This window comes from Pseudomonas fluorescens, assembly GCF_018614655.1.
In the GTDB taxonomy this organism is placed as follows: Bacteria; Pseudomonadota; Gammaproteobacteria; order Pseudomonadales; family Pseudomonadaceae; genus Aquipseudomonas; species Aquipseudomonas fluorescens_BX.
The window spans coordinates 88032-107247 of sequence record NZ_JAGGOG010000002.1 but is presented as its reverse complement, the minus strand read 5'-3'; the positions used below and the strand labels follow the sequence as shown (position 1 = coordinate 107247).

Genomic DNA, 19216 nt, shown 5'->3' with positions numbered 1-19216 from the left:
GCCGCTTTGGCGATAATCGAATTCATGAGGGATGTCCCTGACGGCCAGCCCATGGCGCCAGGATAAAGCTGAAGGCCAGCCCGAGGCTCACCGACAGGCCGAAATTACTGACCGCCGGAGTGCTGGAAATCGCCAGCAGGCCGAACGACAACCATGTTGTCACGGCCGCCAGCAAGGTGCCCAGCAGACTGACGGCGGCGCCGCCGATTTGCTCACGCATCAGGATCGCGTAGTCGACGCTGATAGCGGTCACCAGCAGCAGGCCGAACAGGCTGAACAACGTCAGCGGCTGTCCTAGCCAACCGAGGCTGGCCAGGCTGCACAGGGCGGCGAGCAGCGGCAGGGCAACGATACGCAGGGCGCCACCGAAGCCGAAAGGCAGAATCAACAGCAGCACGATCAGCGCACAGGACATCAGCTTCAACTCGGCTGCGCTGATCTGGGTGGCGGCGAACACCCGGTTCAAGTCACCCAGGCGATCTACCAATTGCACACCGGGTAAATCCAGGGCCTGGATTCGCAGCAGCGCCGGGTTATTCAACCCTTGAAGGCTAACCATCGCCGCCACGCCGGTGTCGGTCGGGCCCAGCCACAGCAGGCGCCAAGGCTCGGCCAGCGGGCCGCTCAAGGCGGCATTGATGTCTTCGGTGGGCAGGGCTTGCAGTTGCGTCAGTTCGGCTTGCAGGGCACTGGCCGGTACGCCGAGGTCCAGCAGCGGTTGCCAGAACTGCGGCAGTTTGCTCAGGGCTTCGCGTACTTGCTGCTGTTCGCTGGGTTGATTGACCAATTGATTCAGCGCCAGATAACCCTGGAGCTTGTCCATGTTCACCAGTTGGTCCAGGCGCTGACCCAAGGCGGCCTGACGCTCCAGCAGTTGTTGCTGATTGTCCGCCCGCACGAGGAAGAACTGACTGGTGGGCTGGTAGCCGGTAATGCGCGCAATGGCCTGGGCTTCCTGCAGCAACTGCGGCGGCGCGCCGATCCACTGGCGGATATCGTTTTTGCTGTTCAGGTGCCACAAGCCACCGGCGCAAAACAGCAATACCAGCACCAGCAACACCGGGCTCGGCAAGCGCTTGAGCAGGGACTCACGCACGCTCAGCAAAAACTCGGCGATACGCAGCGGCCACTGGGCCGGACGCAGTTCGACGCCTTTGAGCAAGGCCGGCAGCAGGCACACCGCCGACAGATACGCCCCCACCAGTCCTGCGGCGGAGAACACCGCAATCTGGGTCAGGGCCGGGAACGGTGTCCAGGCCAATGCCAGATAGCCGATGCAACTGGTGGCCAGGCTCAGGCTTAAACCCGGCAAGGTCAGGCGCAAGGCCGGCCAACTGCGCCAAGGGCTCATGCTCCAGCTCTTGGACAGGTAGTGCAGCGGGTAATCAACGGCCACACCGATCAGGCTGGAGCCCAGCACCAGGGTCATCACATGCATGTGCCCGAACAGCGCTACGCAGGCCACGGCACCAAACAGCATGCCCACCAGCACCGGCACAAACGCCAGCAACACCCGCCAACGACGGAATGCCAGTAACAGCAGCAACAGAATCCCGGCGGTCGCGCCGCCGCCGACCCAGGTGATTTCCCGGGTGGCCTGCTGCTGACCATTGGCCGCGTACAACAAGCCGCTGGCCGCGAGCAATTGCACGCCTTGCTGGCTGGCCTGTTCCCGGCTGGTGTTGAGTAATTCGGCCACTTGCAGCGGCAGTTTCATATCGAAGGCATTGCCGGTGGTGCGCGCGCGCAGCAGCACCCAGCTCTTGCCGTCGGCATCGGCAATCAAGGCGCCGCTGCCGATGTCCAGTTGCACCGAACCGTGCTGCGGCTGGCTGTTCTGGATGCGTCCGGTCAGGCCTAGCCAATCATCCTGGCTCGGCACCAGGCTGAACCCGGTAAAGGGGTCGAACAGCGCCTGTGCACGTTGTTGAATGAACGCCTGAGGTTGTTCGATCAGTTGCTCGCGGTCCTTGGTGGACAGCATCGCCAGCCGTCCTTGCAGCAACTGCTGACGCAGGGCCGGCAGGTCGGCTTGCAGGTTCCATTGGACCTTTTCAAACAGGCCGCTGGTTTGCCAGCGTTCGCCCAACTGCTGAGCCATGGCCACCGCCTGTTGGCGATCGGCGTGCCCCACCAGCACCAACATCTCGCGGTTCAGCGGCTCCTGCATGCGTTGTTCGGCGCGCAGTTCCAGGGCGTCCGGCGCGGTGCCCGGCACCAGCTCCATCAGGTTGGCCGACAGCGGCGCGCCATGGCGCCATTGCCAGCCGGCCAGGGCCAATACGGCCACCAGCAGGATCAAGAACAGGCGCGGCAACCAGCGTTCACTGGGCAAAATCGTGCTGCTCCGTGTCGCTCAACGGTTGGCTGCTGGTACTGTCTTGCATGCGCAGTACGGTGCTGTCGCCTTGTGTTTCCAGTAGTTCGATTTTTTGCACCAGCTCACCACCGTCGATATTGATCTGGGTGAACACTTGCTTGAGCAGCAGCGAGCGCGGGATCAAGGTCAACTTCCATTGTTTGGCCTCGCCTTGCAGTTGCAGCTCGAAGTCGCGCTGCAAGCCGCTGCTGTCACCCTGTAATACGGCGAGGAACAAGCGATTCTGCTCGGCGCCGGCGCTCTTGTTCGGGAGCAATTGCCAGCCGTTGGCGTCCCGGCGGGCAATGCCTTGGGCACTGATGCGGTAGTCCTGTTGCAGCGGGGTTTTGAGCAACCACAGCAGGCCATGATCCCTGGCCAGGACAAAGGTGCCCTTGCTGGTCAGTGGTTGCGGCAAGGCACGCAGGTGTTTTTCCTGGATGAAGTTGCCGTGAATCACCGAAGGCTTGGCGAGCTGATCGCTGAGTTGTTGCAGGTCAAACGCCTGGGCCACACCTGAAAAACCAAGCAGCGTGAACACTGCAGGAGCGAGCTTGCTCGCGAAAAACCTGAGGGCGCCGCGAAGTGTCAGGCGACCCGCGTTATTGTTGACGACCTTCGCGAGCAAGTCGAATCGTCGCACCGCCGCTCCCACATTGGATCTCATTTCAAAGCCCTTTCGACAGCGTCTGTGAATACGTTGGGCGACGCCAGCTGCATTTCGCGATTGGCAATCTCTACTGCCACCTGCACGGTACTGGCGCGGGTCAGACGCTCGCCGCTGGCCAGGTCGGTTATCAGGTAATTGACCTTCAAGCGGTTCTCCCACTCCACCAGGCTGGCACGCACGTTGATGGTCTGGCCGAAGGTCGCACCGCGCACATAACGCAGCTGCATATCGATCACCGGCCAGGCGTAGCCCGATTCGAGCATCGTCGTGTAGTTGTGGCCGATCTTGTCCAGCAAGGCGCAGCGGGCCACTTCCAGGTACTTCACGTAATGGCCGTGCCACACCACATTCATGGTGTCGACGTCGAAAAACGGCACCAGGATTTCGGTGTCGCTGTGCAGCACGCCCTTGCTACGCATGCAGCCTCCAGTGTTGCTCGGCGATGCGTTGCAGGCACAGGCGCAGTTCGCCTTCCAGGGCGCGGTCTTCGATGACCGGCGGGAAGTCCTTGGCGAGCTCTTCGTGCATGGCGGCCAAGGCCGGAGGCAGGGGACGAGCGTCTTCGGCCTGGCCCCGCAGCCACACGCCTTGATTGGCGGCGAGCAAGGTGGCGGCTGCGACCTGTTCGGTCAGCTCCAGCACACGAATGGCGTCGCGGGCGGCGATGGTGCCCATGCTCACCTTGTCCTGGTTATGACACTCGGTTGAGCGCGAGAACACGCTGGCGGGCATGGTGTTTTTCAGGGCTTCGGCGGTCCAGGCGCTGGTGCCGATCTGCACGGCTTTAAAGCCATGGTTGATCATCGCCCGGTCAGCCGGGGCACCCGACAGGTTGCTCGGCAACCCGTGGTTGTAACGCACGTCCACCAGCAGCGCCAGTTGCCGGTCCAGCAGGTCGGCGACGTTGGCCACCAGGGTCTTGAGGCTGTCCATGGCAAAGGCGATATGCCCGCCGTAGAAATGCCCACCGTGCAGGACGCGTTCGGCTTCGGCGTCGATGATCGGGTTGTCATTGGCGCTGTTGAGTTCGATCTCGATGAACGAGCGCAGCCAGTTCAGGCTGTCGGCCAGCACGCCAAGGACGTGGGGCGCGCAGCGCAGGGAATAGCGATCTTGCAGGCGATGCAGCGGCGCGGTTGGCGCGTCGATGGCCAGGTCCTTGCGCAGCCAGGCGGCGACTTGCATCTGCCCCGGGTGCGGCTTGGCGGCGAACAGGCGTTCGTCGAAGTGCTCCGGATTACCTTGCAGCGCTACCACGTTCATTGCCGTGATGCGCGTGGCCAGTTGCAGCAGGTAATCGGCGCGGGCGAAGGCCAGGCACGCCAGGCCAGTCATGACCGCTGTGCCATTCATCAAGGCAAGGGCCTCTTTGGGGCGCAGTACCAGTGGGGCCCAACCCAGTTCGCGGTGTACGTCGGCGGCCTGGCGACGCTCGCCGCGGAACATTACTTCGCGCTCGCCGGACAAGGTTGCTGCCACATAGGACAGCGGCGTCAGATCACCGCTGGCGCCCACCGAGCCTTCTTCCGGGATCAGTGGCAGCACGTCGAATTCGAGGAAGGCATGCAGGCGCTCCAGCAGTTCCACGCGCACACCCGACACGCCGTGGCACAGCGACTGCAAACGCGCCGCAAGCACCGCGCGGGTCGCTTGTGCATCCAGCAGCTTGCCCAGGCCGCAACCGTGAAAAGTGTAGAGATGACGCGGCAGCGCTTCGACGTGCTGCAATGGCACGGCCACCACGCAGGAGTCGCCATAACCGGTGGTGACGCCGTAGATCACACCTTCCTTGTCCAGCAGCGAGTCAAGGAACTGCGCGCCCTTGGCGATGCGTTGGCGATACTCGGCATCGCCTTGCAACTGAGTCGGCACTTGGCGGTTGGCCAAGGCCAGCACGTCTTCGATGCGCAGAGGGAGTTCGCCGAAGGTTACCGGCTCAAGATGCGTCGTCATCGGTCTTCCAGAAAGGGTAAAAGTTGAACCATTGTTGGGGGGCTTGCAGGCAAAACTGGCCCAGGCGCTCGGCGTAGCGGGCGGTCCACAGGGCGATTACTTGCTGGCGGTTGCTGCGCTTCCATTCGATCAGTTGGGTGAACGGCTCGATGATCAAGCGATATCGGCCTTCGTTCTTCAGGCACATCAACAGGTTGACCGGGCATTTCAGCAGGCCGGCCAGTAGCCACGGGCCTTGTGGAAACGCCGCATCGTGGCCGAGAAAATCCACCCGGACCGTGCGCCCGCCGTGCAGCGGTACGCGGTCACCGGCAATCGCCAGCCACTCGCCTTCGTCCAGACGCTGGCTGAGCAGCAGCATGGTTGCCGGGTCCAGTTCGCTGACCTGGATCAACCGCAAATTACTGGCCCCGGCTTCGCCCAGCAGGCGATTGAAACGCTCGGCGTGCTTGGTGTGCACCAGTACGTTCATGGTGACTTTCTCACCCAGCTCTGCCAGTGCCCGGCACACTTCCAGGTTGCCCAGGTGTGCGCCCACCAGCATTTGCCCACGCTCGCCGCGCAACTGATCGCGCAGTTTCGCCGGGTCGACTATTTCGATCTGCTCCAGGCGCAGTTTGCCGTTCCACACGTCAAGTTTGTCCAGCAGGGCCTCGGCGAAGGCCATGAACTGGCCGAAGACCCGCCGCTGGCTGGGGCGCAAGTCATCGCGACCGCTCCAGTCGGCCAGGCGTTGCTGGTACTGCCAGGCGCTTTGGCGAGCGGTGCGGCCGAACAGGAAGAAGTAGCAAACGATGCCATACAGGAGCGGGCTCAACACTCGGCGGCCGAGGAACTTGGCGCCCAATGCGGTGAGCTTCATCAGCCAGAAACTGCCGCGCTCCTGGCGGTCGGCCCAATGCCGGGTGCTTTCGTTCATGCCTGCCACCGCCGCCAGAGGATCATCGGTGCGCGCAGCAGCATGCCGAAGAACAACCGGGTGTGCATGGAAGAGATCAGCACGTTGTCGTGGACCATCCGAAAGTGCGACAGGCCATTGGCGGGGTAATGCACTTTGGTGGGCAGCCAGCGCATAGGCTGGTTGCGCCACGACAGGCGCACGATAATGTCCGAGTCGAAGTCCATACGTTTGCCGATGTTGGCCGAGTCCATCAACGCCAGCACGGGGGGGAGCGGGTAGATGCGAAAGCCGCACATCGAATCACGAATCTGCAACGACAGGCTGTTGATCCACACCCACACGTGGGTAAGGTAGCGGGCATACAGGCGGCCCTTGGGCACGCTATGGTCGTACTCCGGGTAGCCGCAGATCAGCGCCTCGGGATGGTTGCGCGAGGCGTCAAGGAAGGTGCTGACTTCCCGCAGGTCGTGCTGGCCGTCCGCGTCCACTTGCAGTGCATGGGTGAAGCCCAGGCGTGCCGCTTCGCGAAAACCGGTCATCACGGCGCCACCTTTGCCCTGATTGGTGGGCAGGGTCAGCAGCGACACATTGTCGAGGGTTGCCAGTTGGGCCAGGACCTTCGCGCAGGCCGGGCTGCTGCCGTCGTCCACCAACAGGCACGGCAAGCCGCTGTCCAGCAGGCTGCGGACCACGGCAGGTACGGCGGCTTCGTGGTTGTACACCGGAATCAGGGCGCAGGGGTTATGCATGCTCGATTGCCTCCTGAGGCTGCCGACAAACCCTGTGGCGAGGGAGCTTGCTCCCGTTGGAGTGCGAAGTGCTCCCAAACCTGGCTCTGCGGTTTTTCAGGCAGCTCTCAGTCGTCTGTTTTAGGGCTGCTTCGCAGCCCAGCGCGGGCAAGCCCGCTCGCCACAATAGGCTCTCTGACCACAGTAAGTGTTCTGTCCACAAAAGCTCAGTCACTTGCCACCTCCAGCACGATCCGGCCACTGGAGCAGGCTGCGGTGTCGTTGCGGTAGGCGAAGTACAACTTGCTACGCTCGCGGTCGAAGCGCAGGTGCAGTTCAATCCGGTCGTCGGGGCGTACCAGTTGCTGGAATTTGAGTACTTCCATTCCGGCGAATTTTCCCGGTAGGTCGAACAATTGCTGGCCCAGGTTCAGCGCCCAGTCCACCTGCACGACGCCCGGCAGTACCGGGGTTTGCGGGAAGTGGCCGCTGAAGTAGGCAAGGTCCGGCGGGATCGCCAGTTGCAGGGTCCACTCACCGTTGGCTTCAGCTGTTTCGAGCACTTCGGGTGCCTTGGGGCGAGGTGCGAGCAGCAGCGCTTCGACGTCGGCCTGGGGCAGTTTGCCTTGGGTATTGAGCGGCAACTGTCGCAGCAGGCGCCAGCGACGGGGCAGGGCCAGGGCTTCGCAGTGTTGGCTCAGATGCTGGCGCAGGGCCTGGGTGACGCTGCGTCGGCCTTGATTGCGCAAGGCGTGCAGGCCGGGTGCGCTGAGCACCACCAGGGCGCCGAGGGAGGCGCGGTTTTCTTGCACCACCCCGAGGCGGGGTTCCGCGACCCAAGGGTGATCCATCAGCGCCTGTTCCAGCATCGGCAGTGAGATGCGTTTTTCTTCCAGTTTGACGATCCGGTCCAGGCGCCCCAGCAGTTCGAAGCGCCCATCGGCGTGGATCTTCGCCGCATCGGCGGTCTGTTCGATGTGCCCGCTGGGTAAGTACGGCGAGGCGATGCGCAAGGCACCGTCGGCGTCCTGGCTCAACTGCACGTCGGCAAACGGTTGCCAGGGTTGTTCGCCCTGACGCCAGGCGATGCCGCCGGTTTCCGAGCTGCCGAGGATTTCGGTCGGCCATTGCTGCAAGCGTTGCAGCAGGCTGCTGGCGGCTTCACTCGGCAAAGCGCCGCCGGAGGAGAACACGCGCTTGACCGCGCTCAACGCCGGCCAGTCGAGGTTATCACCCATGCGTTTGAGCAATGCCGGGCTGGCGATCCAGGCGAAGTGTGGTTGTTCGCGACTGGCCCGCTGCATGTCTTCGGGAAAGGCCAATTGGCGGCGCACGAAAGTTCGACCAGCGCATAGCGGCCACAGCACGCGGAACAGCAAGCCATAGATGTGCTGGGTGGCGACGCTGCCGATGATGCAGGCTTCACCGAGATCGGCGCCCCACAGGGTTTCCAGGGCCTGGACTTCATTGGCCAGTTGCCGCAGGGTTTTGTCGATGCGCTTGGGCTCGCCACTGGAGCCGGAGGTGCACAGACTCAGGTGGCAGTGATCCAGATCGAGGGCGGCGGCGCCCAGTGGTGCCTGGAAGAACGCGTCGAGATCGGCGGCTTCCGTCAGCCAGCCGTCCACGTCATCCGCCCAGCGCTGGCGGGTTTGGGGTTGCAGGTCGGCCGGCAACAGCACGCTGACCCCGGCGCGCCAGGCGCCCAGGAGCGCAATCGCCAACACGCCGGCATCTTCCAGATGCACGGCCAGCCGCTGGATGCCCCGGGCTTGCAGCCCGGCCGCCAGACTCAGGGACTGCTCCCACAGCTGGGCATGATTCAACGCAGGCTCACGGGTAACCGGGCGCTGCGCCACAGGCTCAAGCAGCAAGTGCTCAAGATTCAACCAATTCATACGCGGCCTCGAATCCTTTGTCGTACCAGCCATTCCACGGCAAACAACAGCCCCATCAACCCGTAGGCGATCAGACCGTTGTACAACATCCACCAGCTCAGCGGCGCCCATAAAGTGAGGGCGGCAGCGAGCAGGCCGTTACACAGAAAAAATACACTCCAGACCACGGTGACGTGGCGGGTATATCGAATCGCCACGTCGGGCAATTGTGGCTCGGTCATGCGTGCCAGGCGCTCGACCATCGGCGGGCCGTATTTCAGGCTCAGGCCAAACAGCGCCAGCATGAAGCCACTGACCAGGCTTGGGTACCAGCGCAACAGTTGCGGGTTATCGAACCAGGCCAGCAGCAGGCAAAACACCACCGCCACGGCCGCCATCCAGCGTGCGCTCGGGTTGTGGGCTCCGGTCAGCGCCCGCAGCAGCCATAGGCAGGCCAGCAGCAGGCCAAATTGCCACGGTGCAAAATGCTCCGTGCCGAAATACACCGCAAAAGGGTACAGCAGCCCCGCCAGCAACAGGCCAAGGCCGATCAGTCGGCTCATGCGGCCGGCTGGACCAGACGGTAGACCGCCTCGACCACGTCGTTCACGGTGCGCACCGTCTTGAACTCTTCGGCGGCGATTTTCTTGCCGGTCTGGCGCTTGATGTGGTCGATCAGGTCGACCGCGTCGATGCTGTCGATTTCCAGGTCCTGGTACAGGTTGGCGTCGAGGGTGACGCGCTCAGGTTCCAGTTCAAACAGTTCCACCAAGGCGTCGCGCAAGGTGTTGAAAATATCGTCACGAGTTTGCATGGTACGGTCTCAAGCTGCCTGTCGGGCCGTGACGAACGCCGCGAGGCTGGTCACGTTGGTGAAGTGATTGCGAGTGTCCTTGGCGTCGGCATCGATCTTGATACCGTACTTTTTCTGGATGGCCAGGCCCAATTCCAGGGCGTCGACTGAATCCAGCCCCAGGCCTTCGCCGAACAGGGTTTGCTCGTTGCCGATGTCGTCCACGCTAATGTCCTCAAGGCCCAGGGCCTCGATGATCAGCGTTTTTATGTCGCGCTCAAGGCTGTGTTGGTTGCTCATCTTTGGCGAGCTCCTTAATAAAATACTGGTGCAGGTAATCGTTAAGCTTGCGTGAAGCCTGGGGTGCGGGCCCCAGTGCTGCAAACGCCTGTGGTTCTATATCGGCACCCACCCGCAAACTGAAGTGAAAGCGGCATTTCGGGATGCGATACCAGGGTTCGGCCTTGGTCAGGGTAGTGGGGCTGACCGTGATCACCACGGGGGTGATGATTGTCGCACCCCGCAGGGCAATGGCGGCGCCCCCGCGATGAAAGGCCGGCATCTGGCCCGGTGAGGTGCGGGTGCCCTCGGGGAAGATGATCAGGGTCTGGCCTTCCCGCAGGGCGCCGGCTGCGGCATCGAGCATGTCGGCGCTGCCATCATTGCTGATGTAGCCGGCGTCGCTCACGGGGCCGCGGGTGAACGGGTTTTGCCACAGGCTCTGCTTGACCACGCAGTTGGTCTGGCGCATCAGGCCGATCAAAAACACCACGTCGATCAGCGACGGGTGGTTGGCGACGATCATCTGGCCAGGGCGGCCGAGTTTTTCGGCACCTTCGACGCTGTAGGTGAGAATGCCCAAACGCTGCATCATGCGAACAAAGCACCAGAACAGCCAACTGATGGTGTGGCGGGCGCGCCGTTGATGCTGGCTGGCGTCACCCGGCAGGCAACTGAGCAGTGGAAACACCAGCAAACGCAGGCACAAACCGCCTACACCAAACAGGATAAAGCTGGTGGCGGTGGCGAACAGGCGCCAGTAGTAGGCGTGCCGTGGCTTGTCAGTCAAGGCTTGCGTTGCCAGTTCCATACTCGGTTCTTCCAGGCATGTTGGCAGGCACCCTGTTCATTGAGCAGGATGCGCAGCAGGTTCAGGGCGTGAGGCCACTGGGTTGTGGTGGAGGATTGGACAGTGGCGGCGGTGAGTTCCAGCTGCCATTCGTCGCCCGGCGTCAGCAGCAGCCCAAGGGCGTAGGGGAATGGCACATCGTCGATCCAGCTGGCGTAGGCCTCGGGGGGCTGTTCTTCGCTGATCACCAGCAATACGGCGGGCGCGCCTTCGTTGAGCAGGGCGGCGGCTTCCAGCATGCCGTGCTCCAGGCCATCGCCTGCGGCGGCGAGGGCGGTCATTTCGCTGGTTTCATTGCGCAGGATCGACCACAGGCCAATCACCGCGTTATGCACCGAAAGGCTGAACTGCGTAGGCGACAGTGGCTGCTCATTGGCCAGGTCACTGAGAATATCCAGGGTGCGCGGGGTTTCGCCGTGACGGGAAATAAACACCAGTGGCAAGTGTTGCAGGCCTTCGGCCAGCGGCCAGCCGACGCTGAACGCCATCCGGGCCAGGCGACTCAGGCGCCTGCGCTGCATGGCGGGCAGGAACGACACATCAGGGGCAACGTCGCTGCTGACCAGCGCCGCCGGGGCCTGGCACCAGGCGCGCCAGTCGTCCGCGCTTTCGAGCCCAGGGGCCCAGGCGCGCCATTGGGCGATGTTGAAATTGATCACTGAGAAGATTTCCCGCCCCTGCGGGCTTCCTTGTGCGGCGGTTGGCCCGGATTAACGGGACAGGGAGCAATAGCCGAGTGGCGCGCATTATCCCGGTGCGACGGGCTTCTAGCAAATTTTGGTAAAAATTGTTCACAAGTCATTACAAAATTGCTGGAAATGATTATGGATGGATTGTCAGTGAAGAGCGATTGCCTGGCTTGTCGGTCTTTTCCTTTTCACGCAGCGCTTGCGCATCCCGTTGCGCGGGATCAAACGGGAGCTTGTGTAGTACATGGACGAACAAGGTAGCTAACCGGCGCTTTTGCCCTCTACACTCGGTCATTCATTGATACACGGAGGTTTTTCCATGCGGCGCGTGGTGTTCAATCAGAAAGGCGGTGTGGGTAAGTCCAGCATTGCCTGCAACCTGGCGGCGGTCAGCGCCAGTGAAGGCTATCGAACCCTATTGGTGGACCTCGATGCCCAAGCTAACTCGACCCAGTACCTCACTGGGCTGACGGGTAATGACATCCCGATGGGCATTGCCGACTTCTTCAAGCAAACCCTGTCCTCGGGGCCGTTTTCGAAGAAAAACCAGGTGGATATCTACGAAACCCCGTTCGACAACCTGCATGTGATCACGGCCACGGCGGAGCTGGCGGATTTGCAGCCCAAGCTTGAGGCCAAGCACAAGATCAACAAGCTGCGAAAGCTGCTGGAAGAGTTGAGCGAGGATTACGACCGGATTTACCTCGATACCCCGCCGGCGTTGAATTTTTATGCGGTTTCGGCGTTGATCGCTGCTGATCGAGTATTGATTCCCTTCGATTGCGACAGTTTTTCCCGTCAGGCGCTGTACGGCCTGCTGGCGGAAATCGAAGAGTTGAAGGAGGACCATAACGAAGGCCTTGAGGTGGAAGGCATCGTGGTCAACCAGTTCCAGGCCCGGGCGAGCCTGCCGCAACAGATGCTGGATGAACTGATCGCGGAAGGCTTGCCGGTGTTGCCGGTGTACCTGGGCAGTTCGGTGCGCATGCGTGAGTCGCACCAGGCGAACATGCCGCTGATCCACCTGGACCCACGGCATAAGCTGACGCAGCAGTTTGTGGAGTTGCATAACCTGCTGGAAAACGCGTGATCGCTACGGGCAACACATAACCCATGTGGGAGCGGGCTTGCTCGCGAAAGCGGTGTGTCAGTTGGTACATATTTGACTGACCCACCGCTTTCGCGAGCAAGCCCGCTCCCACATTGGATCTTTGTTCCTACAGGGAAATCGCTGTCTTGCGTCGTTGCCTACAGTTACGCCAGAATCCGCCGGCTTGTGCGTCTGGATGGGCGTCTCTAAGGTTCTTCGGTCACTGAATACTCAGTGATCGGGTTTAGTAGCCCAGTGGTGACGACGTACGGTGCTTCTCCAGTCAGGAACTTCCTGCACTTGATGGTGGCTGTGCGTAGGGCGCTTTCGAGCGCGCCGGTTGCGTCTCCCCGGTCTACTAACCTGCGTACAGCTGCCACCCCTTCGTTTAGTAGCGAGTTGGTTGCGGCTTCACTACTACGGAGACGAATCATGTTCAAAGTTACGCCCAATCCGCCAGGCAGCTCGCTTCAAGACGAAAAGCTGAACCAAGCTGCCCGCCGCGCCATCGACCACTATCTAACGCCCTCAGCAACTCCAGCCTCATCTGCGCTGTTCACTGTTGCCCCCGGCATCGACAAAGAAACCCTGATCCTCAACAGCTACGAAACCTTCTCCTCGGTCACCACCCTCTTGCTCGATCTTTCCGACGACCTTACCGGCAAGCAGCGCGACGTCGTGCTCGCGATTCATCAGTTGAGCGAGTTGGGTGTCTTGCTGATGGGCCGGGTCATGGACCAAGAGTTCTCCTCGGCTCAGATACCCTGACTACGCAACCAGCTCATCAACTGCGGCAACGGAAACGCACCGCTCTGGCGCGCCACTTCCCGGCCATTCTTGAACAGAATCAAGCTGGGAATCGACCGAATACCCAGTTGAGCGGAAAGTTGCTGGTTGGCCTCGCTATCGAGCTTGGCCAATCGGCATTTCCCCACCAGTTGCCCGGCCGCCTGTTCAAACACTGGCGCAAACGACTTGCATGGCCCACACCACTCGGCCCACACATCCACCAACAGCGGCAGATCACCTTTGATCTGGCTGGCGTAGTCGCCCTGTTTCAGGTCGAAGGGTTTGCTCAGCAACACCGGCTGCTTACAGCGCCCGCACTTCGGCGCATCGCCAAGGCGTTCGTTGGGGATACGGTTGAGGCCGTTGCAATGCGGGCAGGGGATTACCAGAGGATCGGACATGGTGGGCTCCGTTGAAGTGGCCTAATGGGTTCTATTTGGAGTCAGGTACAGGGTTTATCAAGGTTAGGAGTCGGCGACGCATGTGCTCACAGTTTCATCCGTGTTGATTTTGAGTTGCCTATCTAGGCTGCAAAGGCCTGTTCGATATTGCACCATTGGTCTGCTAGCAAATATAGCAAATTGCGATATTCGCAGTTCAGGTTTAACCTTCATAGCAAGATGCGATAAGGATGTTGCATGCGAGTAATTAGTGCGAAACAAATCCGAAATGCCAAGGAAAAGTAGCCGCACTCGGCCACTGCTCTGGATGAGTGGTATCGCAAGGTCAAGGTCATCAGCCCTGAAGACTTTGCGGCACTGAGGTCGGTTTTCCCCGCCGTGGATAAGGTTGGGTCGTTGCATGTCTTCAACATCGGAGGCAACAAACTGCGACTCATCGCGGCTGTGCGCTACCGAATGCAACGTCTCTACATCCGGCATGTGCTGGACCATCGTGAATATGACAAGGGTAAATGGAAGGAGTAACTGGAAAATGAGTGTATTGATCGAACAGGCTGTTGAGCATTGGCAGTTCGTATCTCCTTTACTGCGTAAACCTAAAAGCGAGGCCGACTACGATGTGCTGGTCGAGGCCCTCGACGAATTACTGGATATCGTGGGAGAGGATGAAGCCCATCCCCTTATGGGACTGGTAGATATCATCGGCGACTTGGTAGAGGCCTACGATCTGGAGCATTGGCCGATGCCCGAAGCGAGCGGTGTCGATGTGTTGCGGTCGATGATGCAGGAGCATGGGTTGACCCAAAGTGACTTGCCAGGTGTTGGCCCGCAATCGGTAGTCTCGGAAGTCCTCAGTGGTAAGCGCCAGCTTAACGTGCGGCAGATTCGTTGGCTGGCGGAGTACTTTAAAGTGCCGGTGGAGATGTTTATCTGAACAGGCGCTATGAAGAACAACTAATCTCCAAATGCTTACCCCAATCCGGCGGCCGCTGGGCGTATTGTTCCATTCCAGCCTGTTTTTCAAACGGCTTTGTCAGCACCTCATGCAGCTGGCGCACCTCACTGTAATCCCCCAGCTCAGCCGCCTGGATAGCATTCTGCGCCAGGTAATTGCGCAGGATATAAAGCGGGTTCACCGCGTGCATCCGTTCACGCCGCTGCTCTTCACTGCCATTGGCTTCCCGTTCGACACGGGCTTTGTACAAGTCCGCCCAGTCATCAAACCCCTTGAGGTCGACAAAGTCATCGCGTAACCGCGCCACTGCCAGCGCTGCTGATTCATCCCCCAGCTGGCGGAAGAACAAGGTGTAGTCGACGCCGCTGTTCTGCATCAATTGCAGCAGTCGTTCCACTAGCTTCTGATCATCTTCTTCGGCAGTGGTGAAACCCAAGCGGCGACGCATCAGGTCAAGGTAATGGGCCTGGAACAGAGGCAGGTACAAGCCGAGGGTTTCGCGCAGCGCTTCGACGCTGATGAATGGCGTTAACGCCTGGGCCAAAGCACTGAGGTTCCACTGGCCAATCGGTACCTGGTTGCTGAACGAATAACGCCCTTGGTCATCGGAATGGTTGCAGATGAACTGCGCATCGAAGTCGTCGAGGAAGGCGAACGGCCCGAAGTCGAAGGTGATGCCGAGGATCGACATGTTGTCGGTGTTCATCACACCATGGCAGAAACCATAGGCCTGCCATTTGGCGATCAGTTCGGCGTTGCGCTCGACGATCTCGCGGAACATCGCCAGGTACGGTTCGGGCTGTTCCAGGCACTCGGGAAAGTGCAGCGACAAAACGTGTTCGGCCAGTTGCTTCTGCTGTTCGGGTTTCTTGGTGTAGTAGAAGTATTCGAAGTGGCCGAACCGCACATGGCTTTGCGCCAGGCGCAGGACCATGGCGGCGCGTTCCTGTTTCTCGCGCCACACCGGAGTCGTCGAGCCAATCACGCACAGCGCGCGGCTGCTGGGAATGCCCAGGGCATGCAGGGCTTCAGAAGCCAGAAACTCGCGAATCGACGAACGCAGCACCGCGCGACCATCACCCATGCGCGAGTACGGCGTCTGGCCGGCGCCCTTGAGGTGCAGGTCCCAATGCTCACCGGCCTGGTTATAGACCTCACCCAGTAACAGACCTCGACCATCACCCAGCTGTGGATTGTAGGAGCCGAACTGATGCCCGGAATAGATCATCGCCCGCGGTTCGGCCTCGGCCCATAGCTTGTGCCCGCCGAACAACTCGGCGAATACCGGCGTTTCGGCCACGGTCGGGTCGAGATCAAGCAGCGCCATGGCCGCCTCGCTTGCCACCACTAAGCGCGGCTCGTCGATGGGTTCGGGCAGCACATGGGTTGAGAAACCGTCGCCCAGGCGGGCGAAGCGGTTGTCGAAGGTCAGTTCGTCGAGGGCTTTCAACGGCCATCTCCTGAGCAGAATGTCCGAGTATTCTGCTGGGGATAGCGCGGTTAGTCGAGTTTGGCGGGCGGCGGCTTGGGTAGGTCCTGGTCCTGGACGGGTGGCAGGATGGTTCTGTTTTCTTCTTCCACCGGCACCAGCTTGTATTCCTGACCATGCAGGTTTTTCAGGTAGACCTCCATCTGCCGGAACGAGATGTTGATGTGTTCCTTCTTGAACTCACGGTTGATGAAGCGGTTGACCTCGTCGAGTACCGGGTTACGGTCGCCCAGGTCCCGCACGTGCATGCGCAGTTCGTGGTCGAGGGTGCTTTCACCGAAGTTCAGGAAATACACATGGGGCTCGGGCTCTTTCAGAACCCGTGGGTTATCCCTGGCGGCCTTGAGCAACAACGTCTTCACCAGATCCAGATCGGAGCCGTAGTCCACGCCCAGTTTCAGGGTAACCCGGGTGATAGTGTCGGTCAGCGACCAGTTGATCAGTTGCCCGGTAATGAACGTCTTGTTCGGGACAATGATGTCCTTGCGGTCGAAGTCGGTGATGGTGGTGGCGCGGATGCGGATCTTGCTGACCGTGCCCGACAGGTTGCCGATGGTGATGGTGTCGCCGATCCGCACCGGGCGCTCGAACAGGATCATGATACCGGAGATGAAGTTGGCGAAGATCTCCTGCATACCAAAGCCCAACCCCACTGATAGCGCCGCCACCAGCCATTGCAACTTGTCCCAACTCACGCCGAGGGTGGAGAGGGTGGAGACAAAGCCTACCCCGGCGATCACATAAGATAGCAACGTGGTCGTGGCGTAAGCGCTGCCCTGGGCCAGGTCCAGCTTCGACAGCACCAGGACTTCCAGAAGACCGGGCAGGTTACGCGCCAGTGCGAAGGTGATGCCTACGATGATCGACGCCCCCAACAGGTCGCCGATGCTGATAGGCACCATGCTGATGTTGGCGCCGGTGCCGCTGGTGTATTCGTAGAGGGTGATGTTGTCCAGGTAGGAGAATACGGTGATCAGGTCTTTCCAGACCCAGTACAGTGCCGCGATAAACCCGCCGAGCAACGCCAGGCGAATCAGGCGCATGGACTGCTCGTTGACCTGTTCGATGTCCAGGGTCGGCTCTTCGATCACCGCTTCACCGTCACCGGCTTCCTTGGCGGCCTGGCGTTTGGCCAGGGCGCGGGAATAGGCTAGGCGCCGGGCAGCAACGCCCAGGCCGCGGACGAAGGTGGCTTCGATCACCAGCCAGAACATCAGCAGGTACAGGGTGTTGATCAGTCGGTCGCTGAGCTTGAGGGCGGTGTAGTAATAGCCAAAACACACGGCGATAAACAGGGCGATGGGCAGCGCGGTGAACACCAGGCCGACGGCCTTGCGAAACAGCGAGGCTTTTTCATGGGTCGGGCTGTTGAGCAGCAGGCGACTGAGCAGCCACGCCATCAGCGCATAGCAGGCTAATACCACGCCGATGCCCAGCACATCATCCGCCAAGGCTGCGGGTTGATGCTCGGCAATGGCTACCACGGCCACCAGCGCCAATACCACTAGCCCCAGCTTGCGGATCCAGCCCTGAAGGAATTCGACCTGGGGCTTCTCCCAACGGAAATGCAACTCGGCCACGCCGCCGGGCGCGAGGATCCGATAGGCGGTGTAGAACACCATCCACGCCTGGGCAATCTGCAACAGTGCCGCGCCCAGGTTGGCGTTTTGCCCACGGGCGTCGATTTGCAGGGCGTAGCCACACAGCGCAAGGCCCAGGGCTACGGGCATCGCCAGCAGGATATTCACCAGGATCGCCACCGGCGTATGCCACTGGCTGTCGCGTTTGAAATGGCCGATGTCCAGGTGGATTTTTTTCAGCCGGGCGTAGAGATAGCTGCGTCGCCACAGCAAGGCACCAATCAACAGCAGCAGAGGCAGAAACAGCAGTGGGCGTTGAGTCAAACCGTCGTACAGCTCGCTGACACTGGAGGCCCAGGGCAGGGTGGTGACCTGTTTGCTCAGGCGCGCAGGCACGCTTTCCAGCCATTCGGCGTCCAGCGGCTTGTTACTGGGAATCCAGAACATCTGCTCATCGAGCGTCGCCCGCAGATTGGTCGCGGTGCTGAGCAGTTGCTTCTGGTTCAATTGCAGGGTGATGGATTCATTGAGCAGTGCGCTCAGCTCGCGGTTCAGGCGCTCGAGCAAGTCGCTGCGGGTGACCGCCAGCTCCAGCAGGGTCCGGCGCAGCTGTGGTGTGACTTGGTCGGCTGGCTGGGAGGCGAGCAAATTGTCGACGTAGGCGCTGGGGGTGGTGATCAGTTCGCGTTGCTGGTTGACCTCGAACTGGTACAAGCGAATGTTGGCGATATCGTCCGCCAGGTCGCGATCCACCGTCAGGCGCGGCAGCGACTGCTTCTGCTTGTAGAGGATCTTGGACAGCAACAGGCTGCCCTTGAGCACGTTGATCTGTTCGTCCAGTGCCGAATCGCTCTGGGTCACGCTGTCCAGCTGCTGCTTGGTTTGCAGGTTTTTCTGGGTTAACTCGTTGAGTCGGTCAGTGCTTTTGAGCAGGTAGTCGGACAGCTTCAGGTTATCGGAGCTTTCACTGGCCAGCAGGCTGCTGCCGCCGGTTTTCTGCGCTTCGATGGACTGCTGGGTCACGGTTTCCTGGGATTGGGCCAGACGCTTCTGGTTGATCAGGGTTTGCAGGTCCTGGATTTCCTGCTCCAGACGGTCGGTTTTCTCCACCGCCAGGTCATGCTGGCTGTTGCCCAGGTCTTGCAGTTGGCTGTTGCCCGCCAGTTCCTGGCGACGCAGCGGGATCAAGGCATTGAGCGCCGCCAGTTCGGCGTTCAGCTGATTGCGCTGGTCGCCGCTGAGGGCCTTACCGTTATCCTTGCCCAGCTTGAGGGTGGCATTGATTTGCTGGATACGGGTCTGGCTGTTGCTGATTTCGGTCTGGGCACGCTCAGGGCGGGTTTGGGCGGCGATGGTCAGGCTGTTGGCGTCGGCCAGTTCCTTTTGCAGGTCACCTTGCTGGGTGCTGCGCTGCACCAGCAGTTGTTCAAGCTGCGGCACCGGCAGGCTGGCGTAGCGCTGGGCCACCGGGATGACTTTGGTGGCCTTCAGGCGCGTCAGTTCGCGCTGGTTATCCGTGGTCCGGCGCGGGGCGTCTTCCAGTTGACGCTTGAGGTCAACCAGGCGCTGCTGGTAATCCTGCTGGTTGCCGAGAAAGGTCAAGGTCTGCTGCAGGATGCTCTGCAGGGCCTTCATGTCCGCATCCGGCAGTTTGCGGTCGGGCAGCTTGTCCAGGGTTTGCTGGACGGACTCGGCGCTGGGCGGATCGGCCGCTTGCACAGTGCCGACACAGAGACTCAGGCCCAGCAGGGCAGTAGCTAGAAAAATGCGCAGGGTTGTCATAGAGACCGGTCGAGCAAGGTGGAGTAAGGGG

Annotated in this window: 18 protein-coding genes and 1 pseudogene; 4 read left to right on the top strand and 15 right to left on the bottom strand. The window is 60.9% G+C overall.

Annotation, left to right across the window (positions count from 1 at the left end; genetic code table 11):
* Positions 1–22 precede the first annotated feature (22 nt).
* The 12 genes from J7E41_RS01300 to J7E41_RS01245 all read right to left on the bottom strand — a co-directional run bounded on the left by J7E41_RS01300 (position 23) and on the right by J7E41_RS01245 (position 11069).
* Complete coding sequence (locus J7E41_RS01300; RefSeq protein WP_214989618.1) at positions 23–2335, bottom strand: MMPL family transporter; 2313 nt, start codon at positions 2333–2335, stop codon at positions 23–25.
* Positions 2325–3026 carry an outer membrane lipoprotein carrier protein LolA gene (locus J7E41_RS01295; RefSeq protein WP_214989617.1) on the bottom strand — a complete coding sequence of 234 codons (702 nt, stop codon included), beginning with the start codon at positions 3024–3026 and terminating at the stop codon, positions 2325–2327. The genes J7E41_RS01300 and J7E41_RS01295 overlap by 11 nt, the downstream gene beginning before the upstream one ends.
* Positions 3023–3448 carry an acyl-CoA thioesterase gene (locus tag J7E41_RS01290; protein ID WP_214989616.1) on the bottom strand — a complete coding sequence of 142 codons (426 nt, stop codon included), beginning with the start codon at positions 3446–3448 and terminating at the stop codon, positions 3023–3025. Before J7E41_RS01290 ends, J7E41_RS01295 begins: the two co-directional genes overlap by 4 nt.
* Positions 3441–4982, bottom strand: a complete 1542-nt coding sequence (locus J7E41_RS01285) for an HAL/PAL/TAL family ammonia-lyase (protein WP_214989615.1) — start codon at positions 4980–4982, stop codon at positions 3441–3443. Before J7E41_RS01285 ends, J7E41_RS01290 begins: the two co-directional genes overlap by 8 nt.
* A complete protein-coding gene (locus J7E41_RS01280; RefSeq protein WP_214989614.1) occupies positions 4966–5901 on the bottom strand; it encodes a glycosyl transferase in 936 nt (311 codons plus the stop codon). The genes J7E41_RS01285 and J7E41_RS01280 overlap by 17 nt, the downstream gene beginning before the upstream one ends.
* Entirely contained in the window at positions 5898–6632 is a 735-nt protein-coding gene (locus tag J7E41_RS01275; RefSeq protein ID WP_214989613.1) for a glycosyltransferase family 2 protein, read from the bottom strand. The genes J7E41_RS01280 and J7E41_RS01275 overlap by 4 nt, the downstream gene beginning before the upstream one ends.
* Positions 6633–6838: 206 nt before the next feature.
* Entirely contained in the window at positions 6839–8509 is a 1671-nt protein-coding gene (locus tag J7E41_RS01270) for an ApeI family dehydratase (RefSeq protein WP_214989612.1), read from the bottom strand.
* Positions 8506–9051, bottom strand: coding sequence for a hypothetical protein (locus J7E41_RS01265; RefSeq protein ID WP_214989611.1), 546 nt, complete (start codon positions 9049–9051; stop codon positions 8506–8508). The genes J7E41_RS01270 and J7E41_RS01265 overlap by 4 nt, the downstream gene beginning before the upstream one ends.
* Complete coding sequence (locus tag J7E41_RS01260; protein ID WP_214989610.1) at positions 9048–9302, bottom strand: acyl carrier protein; 255 nt, start codon at positions 9300–9302, stop codon at positions 9048–9050. The genes J7E41_RS01265 and J7E41_RS01260 overlap by 4 nt, the downstream gene beginning before the upstream one ends.
* Before the next feature lie 9 nt (positions 9303–9311).
* Positions 9312–9581, bottom strand: a complete 270-nt coding sequence (locus J7E41_RS01255; protein ID WP_214989609.1) for a phosphopantetheine-binding protein — start codon at positions 9579–9581, stop codon at positions 9312–9314.
* The gene (locus tag J7E41_RS01250; protein WP_214989608.1) at positions 9559–10371 is read right to left on the bottom strand and encodes a lysophospholipid acyltransferase family protein; all 813 of its coding nucleotides are present in this window, start codon (positions 10369–10371) and stop codon (positions 9559–9561) included. Before J7E41_RS01250 ends, J7E41_RS01255 begins: the two co-directional genes overlap by 23 nt.
* Positions 10347–11069: a beta-ketoacyl synthase chain length factor gene (locus J7E41_RS01245; protein ID WP_214989607.1), complete on the bottom strand. Its 723-nt coding sequence runs from the start codon at positions 11067–11069 to the stop codon at positions 10347–10349. The genes J7E41_RS01250 and J7E41_RS01245 overlap by 25 nt, the downstream gene beginning before the upstream one ends.
* Before the next feature lie 349 nt (positions 11070–11418).
* Here J7E41_RS01245 and J7E41_RS01240 point away from each other — a divergent pair, with 349 nt between their 5' ends.
* Together J7E41_RS01240 and J7E41_RS01235 are read left to right on the top strand one after the other, a co-directional pair.
* The gene (locus J7E41_RS01240) at positions 11419–12189 is read left to right on the top strand and encodes a ParA family protein (protein ID WP_214989606.1); all 771 of its coding nucleotides are present in this window, start codon (positions 11419–11421) and stop codon (positions 12187–12189) included.
* A 432-nt stretch (positions 12190–12621) separates the two neighbouring features.
* Complete coding sequence (locus J7E41_RS01235; RefSeq protein WP_214989605.1) at positions 12622–12957, top strand: DUF6124 family protein; 336 nt, start codon at positions 12622–12624, stop codon at positions 12955–12957.
* On the opposite strand, the gene trxC is transcribed toward J7E41_RS01235, so the two are convergent.
* Entirely contained in the window at positions 12945–13379 is a 435-nt protein-coding gene (gene trxC / locus J7E41_RS01230) for a thioredoxin TrxC (RefSeq protein WP_169357535.1), read from the bottom strand. The genes J7E41_RS01235 and trxC overlap by 13 nt on opposite strands.
* Positions 13380–13616: 237 nt before the next feature.
* Between trxC and J7E41_RS01225 the strand changes: the two are divergent.
* Both J7E41_RS01225 and J7E41_RS01220 read left to right on the top strand, forming a co-directional pair.
* Positions 13617–13904: pseudogene (locus J7E41_RS01225) on the top strand (type II toxin-antitoxin system HigB family toxin).
* A 7-nt stretch (positions 13905–13911) separates the two neighbouring features.
* The gene (locus tag J7E41_RS01220; RefSeq protein ID WP_214989604.1) at positions 13912–14313 is read left to right on the top strand and encodes a helix-turn-helix domain-containing protein; all 402 of its coding nucleotides are present in this window, start codon (positions 13912–13914) and stop codon (positions 14311–14313) included.
* A 7-nt stretch (positions 14314–14320) separates the two neighbouring features.
* On the opposite strand, the gene selO is transcribed toward J7E41_RS01220, so the two are convergent.
* Both selO and mscK read right to left on the bottom strand, forming a co-directional pair.
* Positions 14321–15784 (bottom strand): protein adenylyltransferase SelO, encoded by a 1464-nt coding sequence (gene selO, locus J7E41_RS01215; protein WP_214989603.1) that lies wholly within the window; start codon positions 15782–15784, stop codon positions 14321–14323.
* A gap of 50 nt (positions 15785–15834) precedes the next feature.
* Positions 15835–19185, bottom strand: a complete 3351-nt coding sequence (mscK, locus tag J7E41_RS01210; protein WP_214989602.1) for a mechanosensitive channel MscK — start codon at positions 19183–19185, stop codon at positions 15835–15837.
* Positions 19186–19216 lie beyond the last annotated feature (31 nt).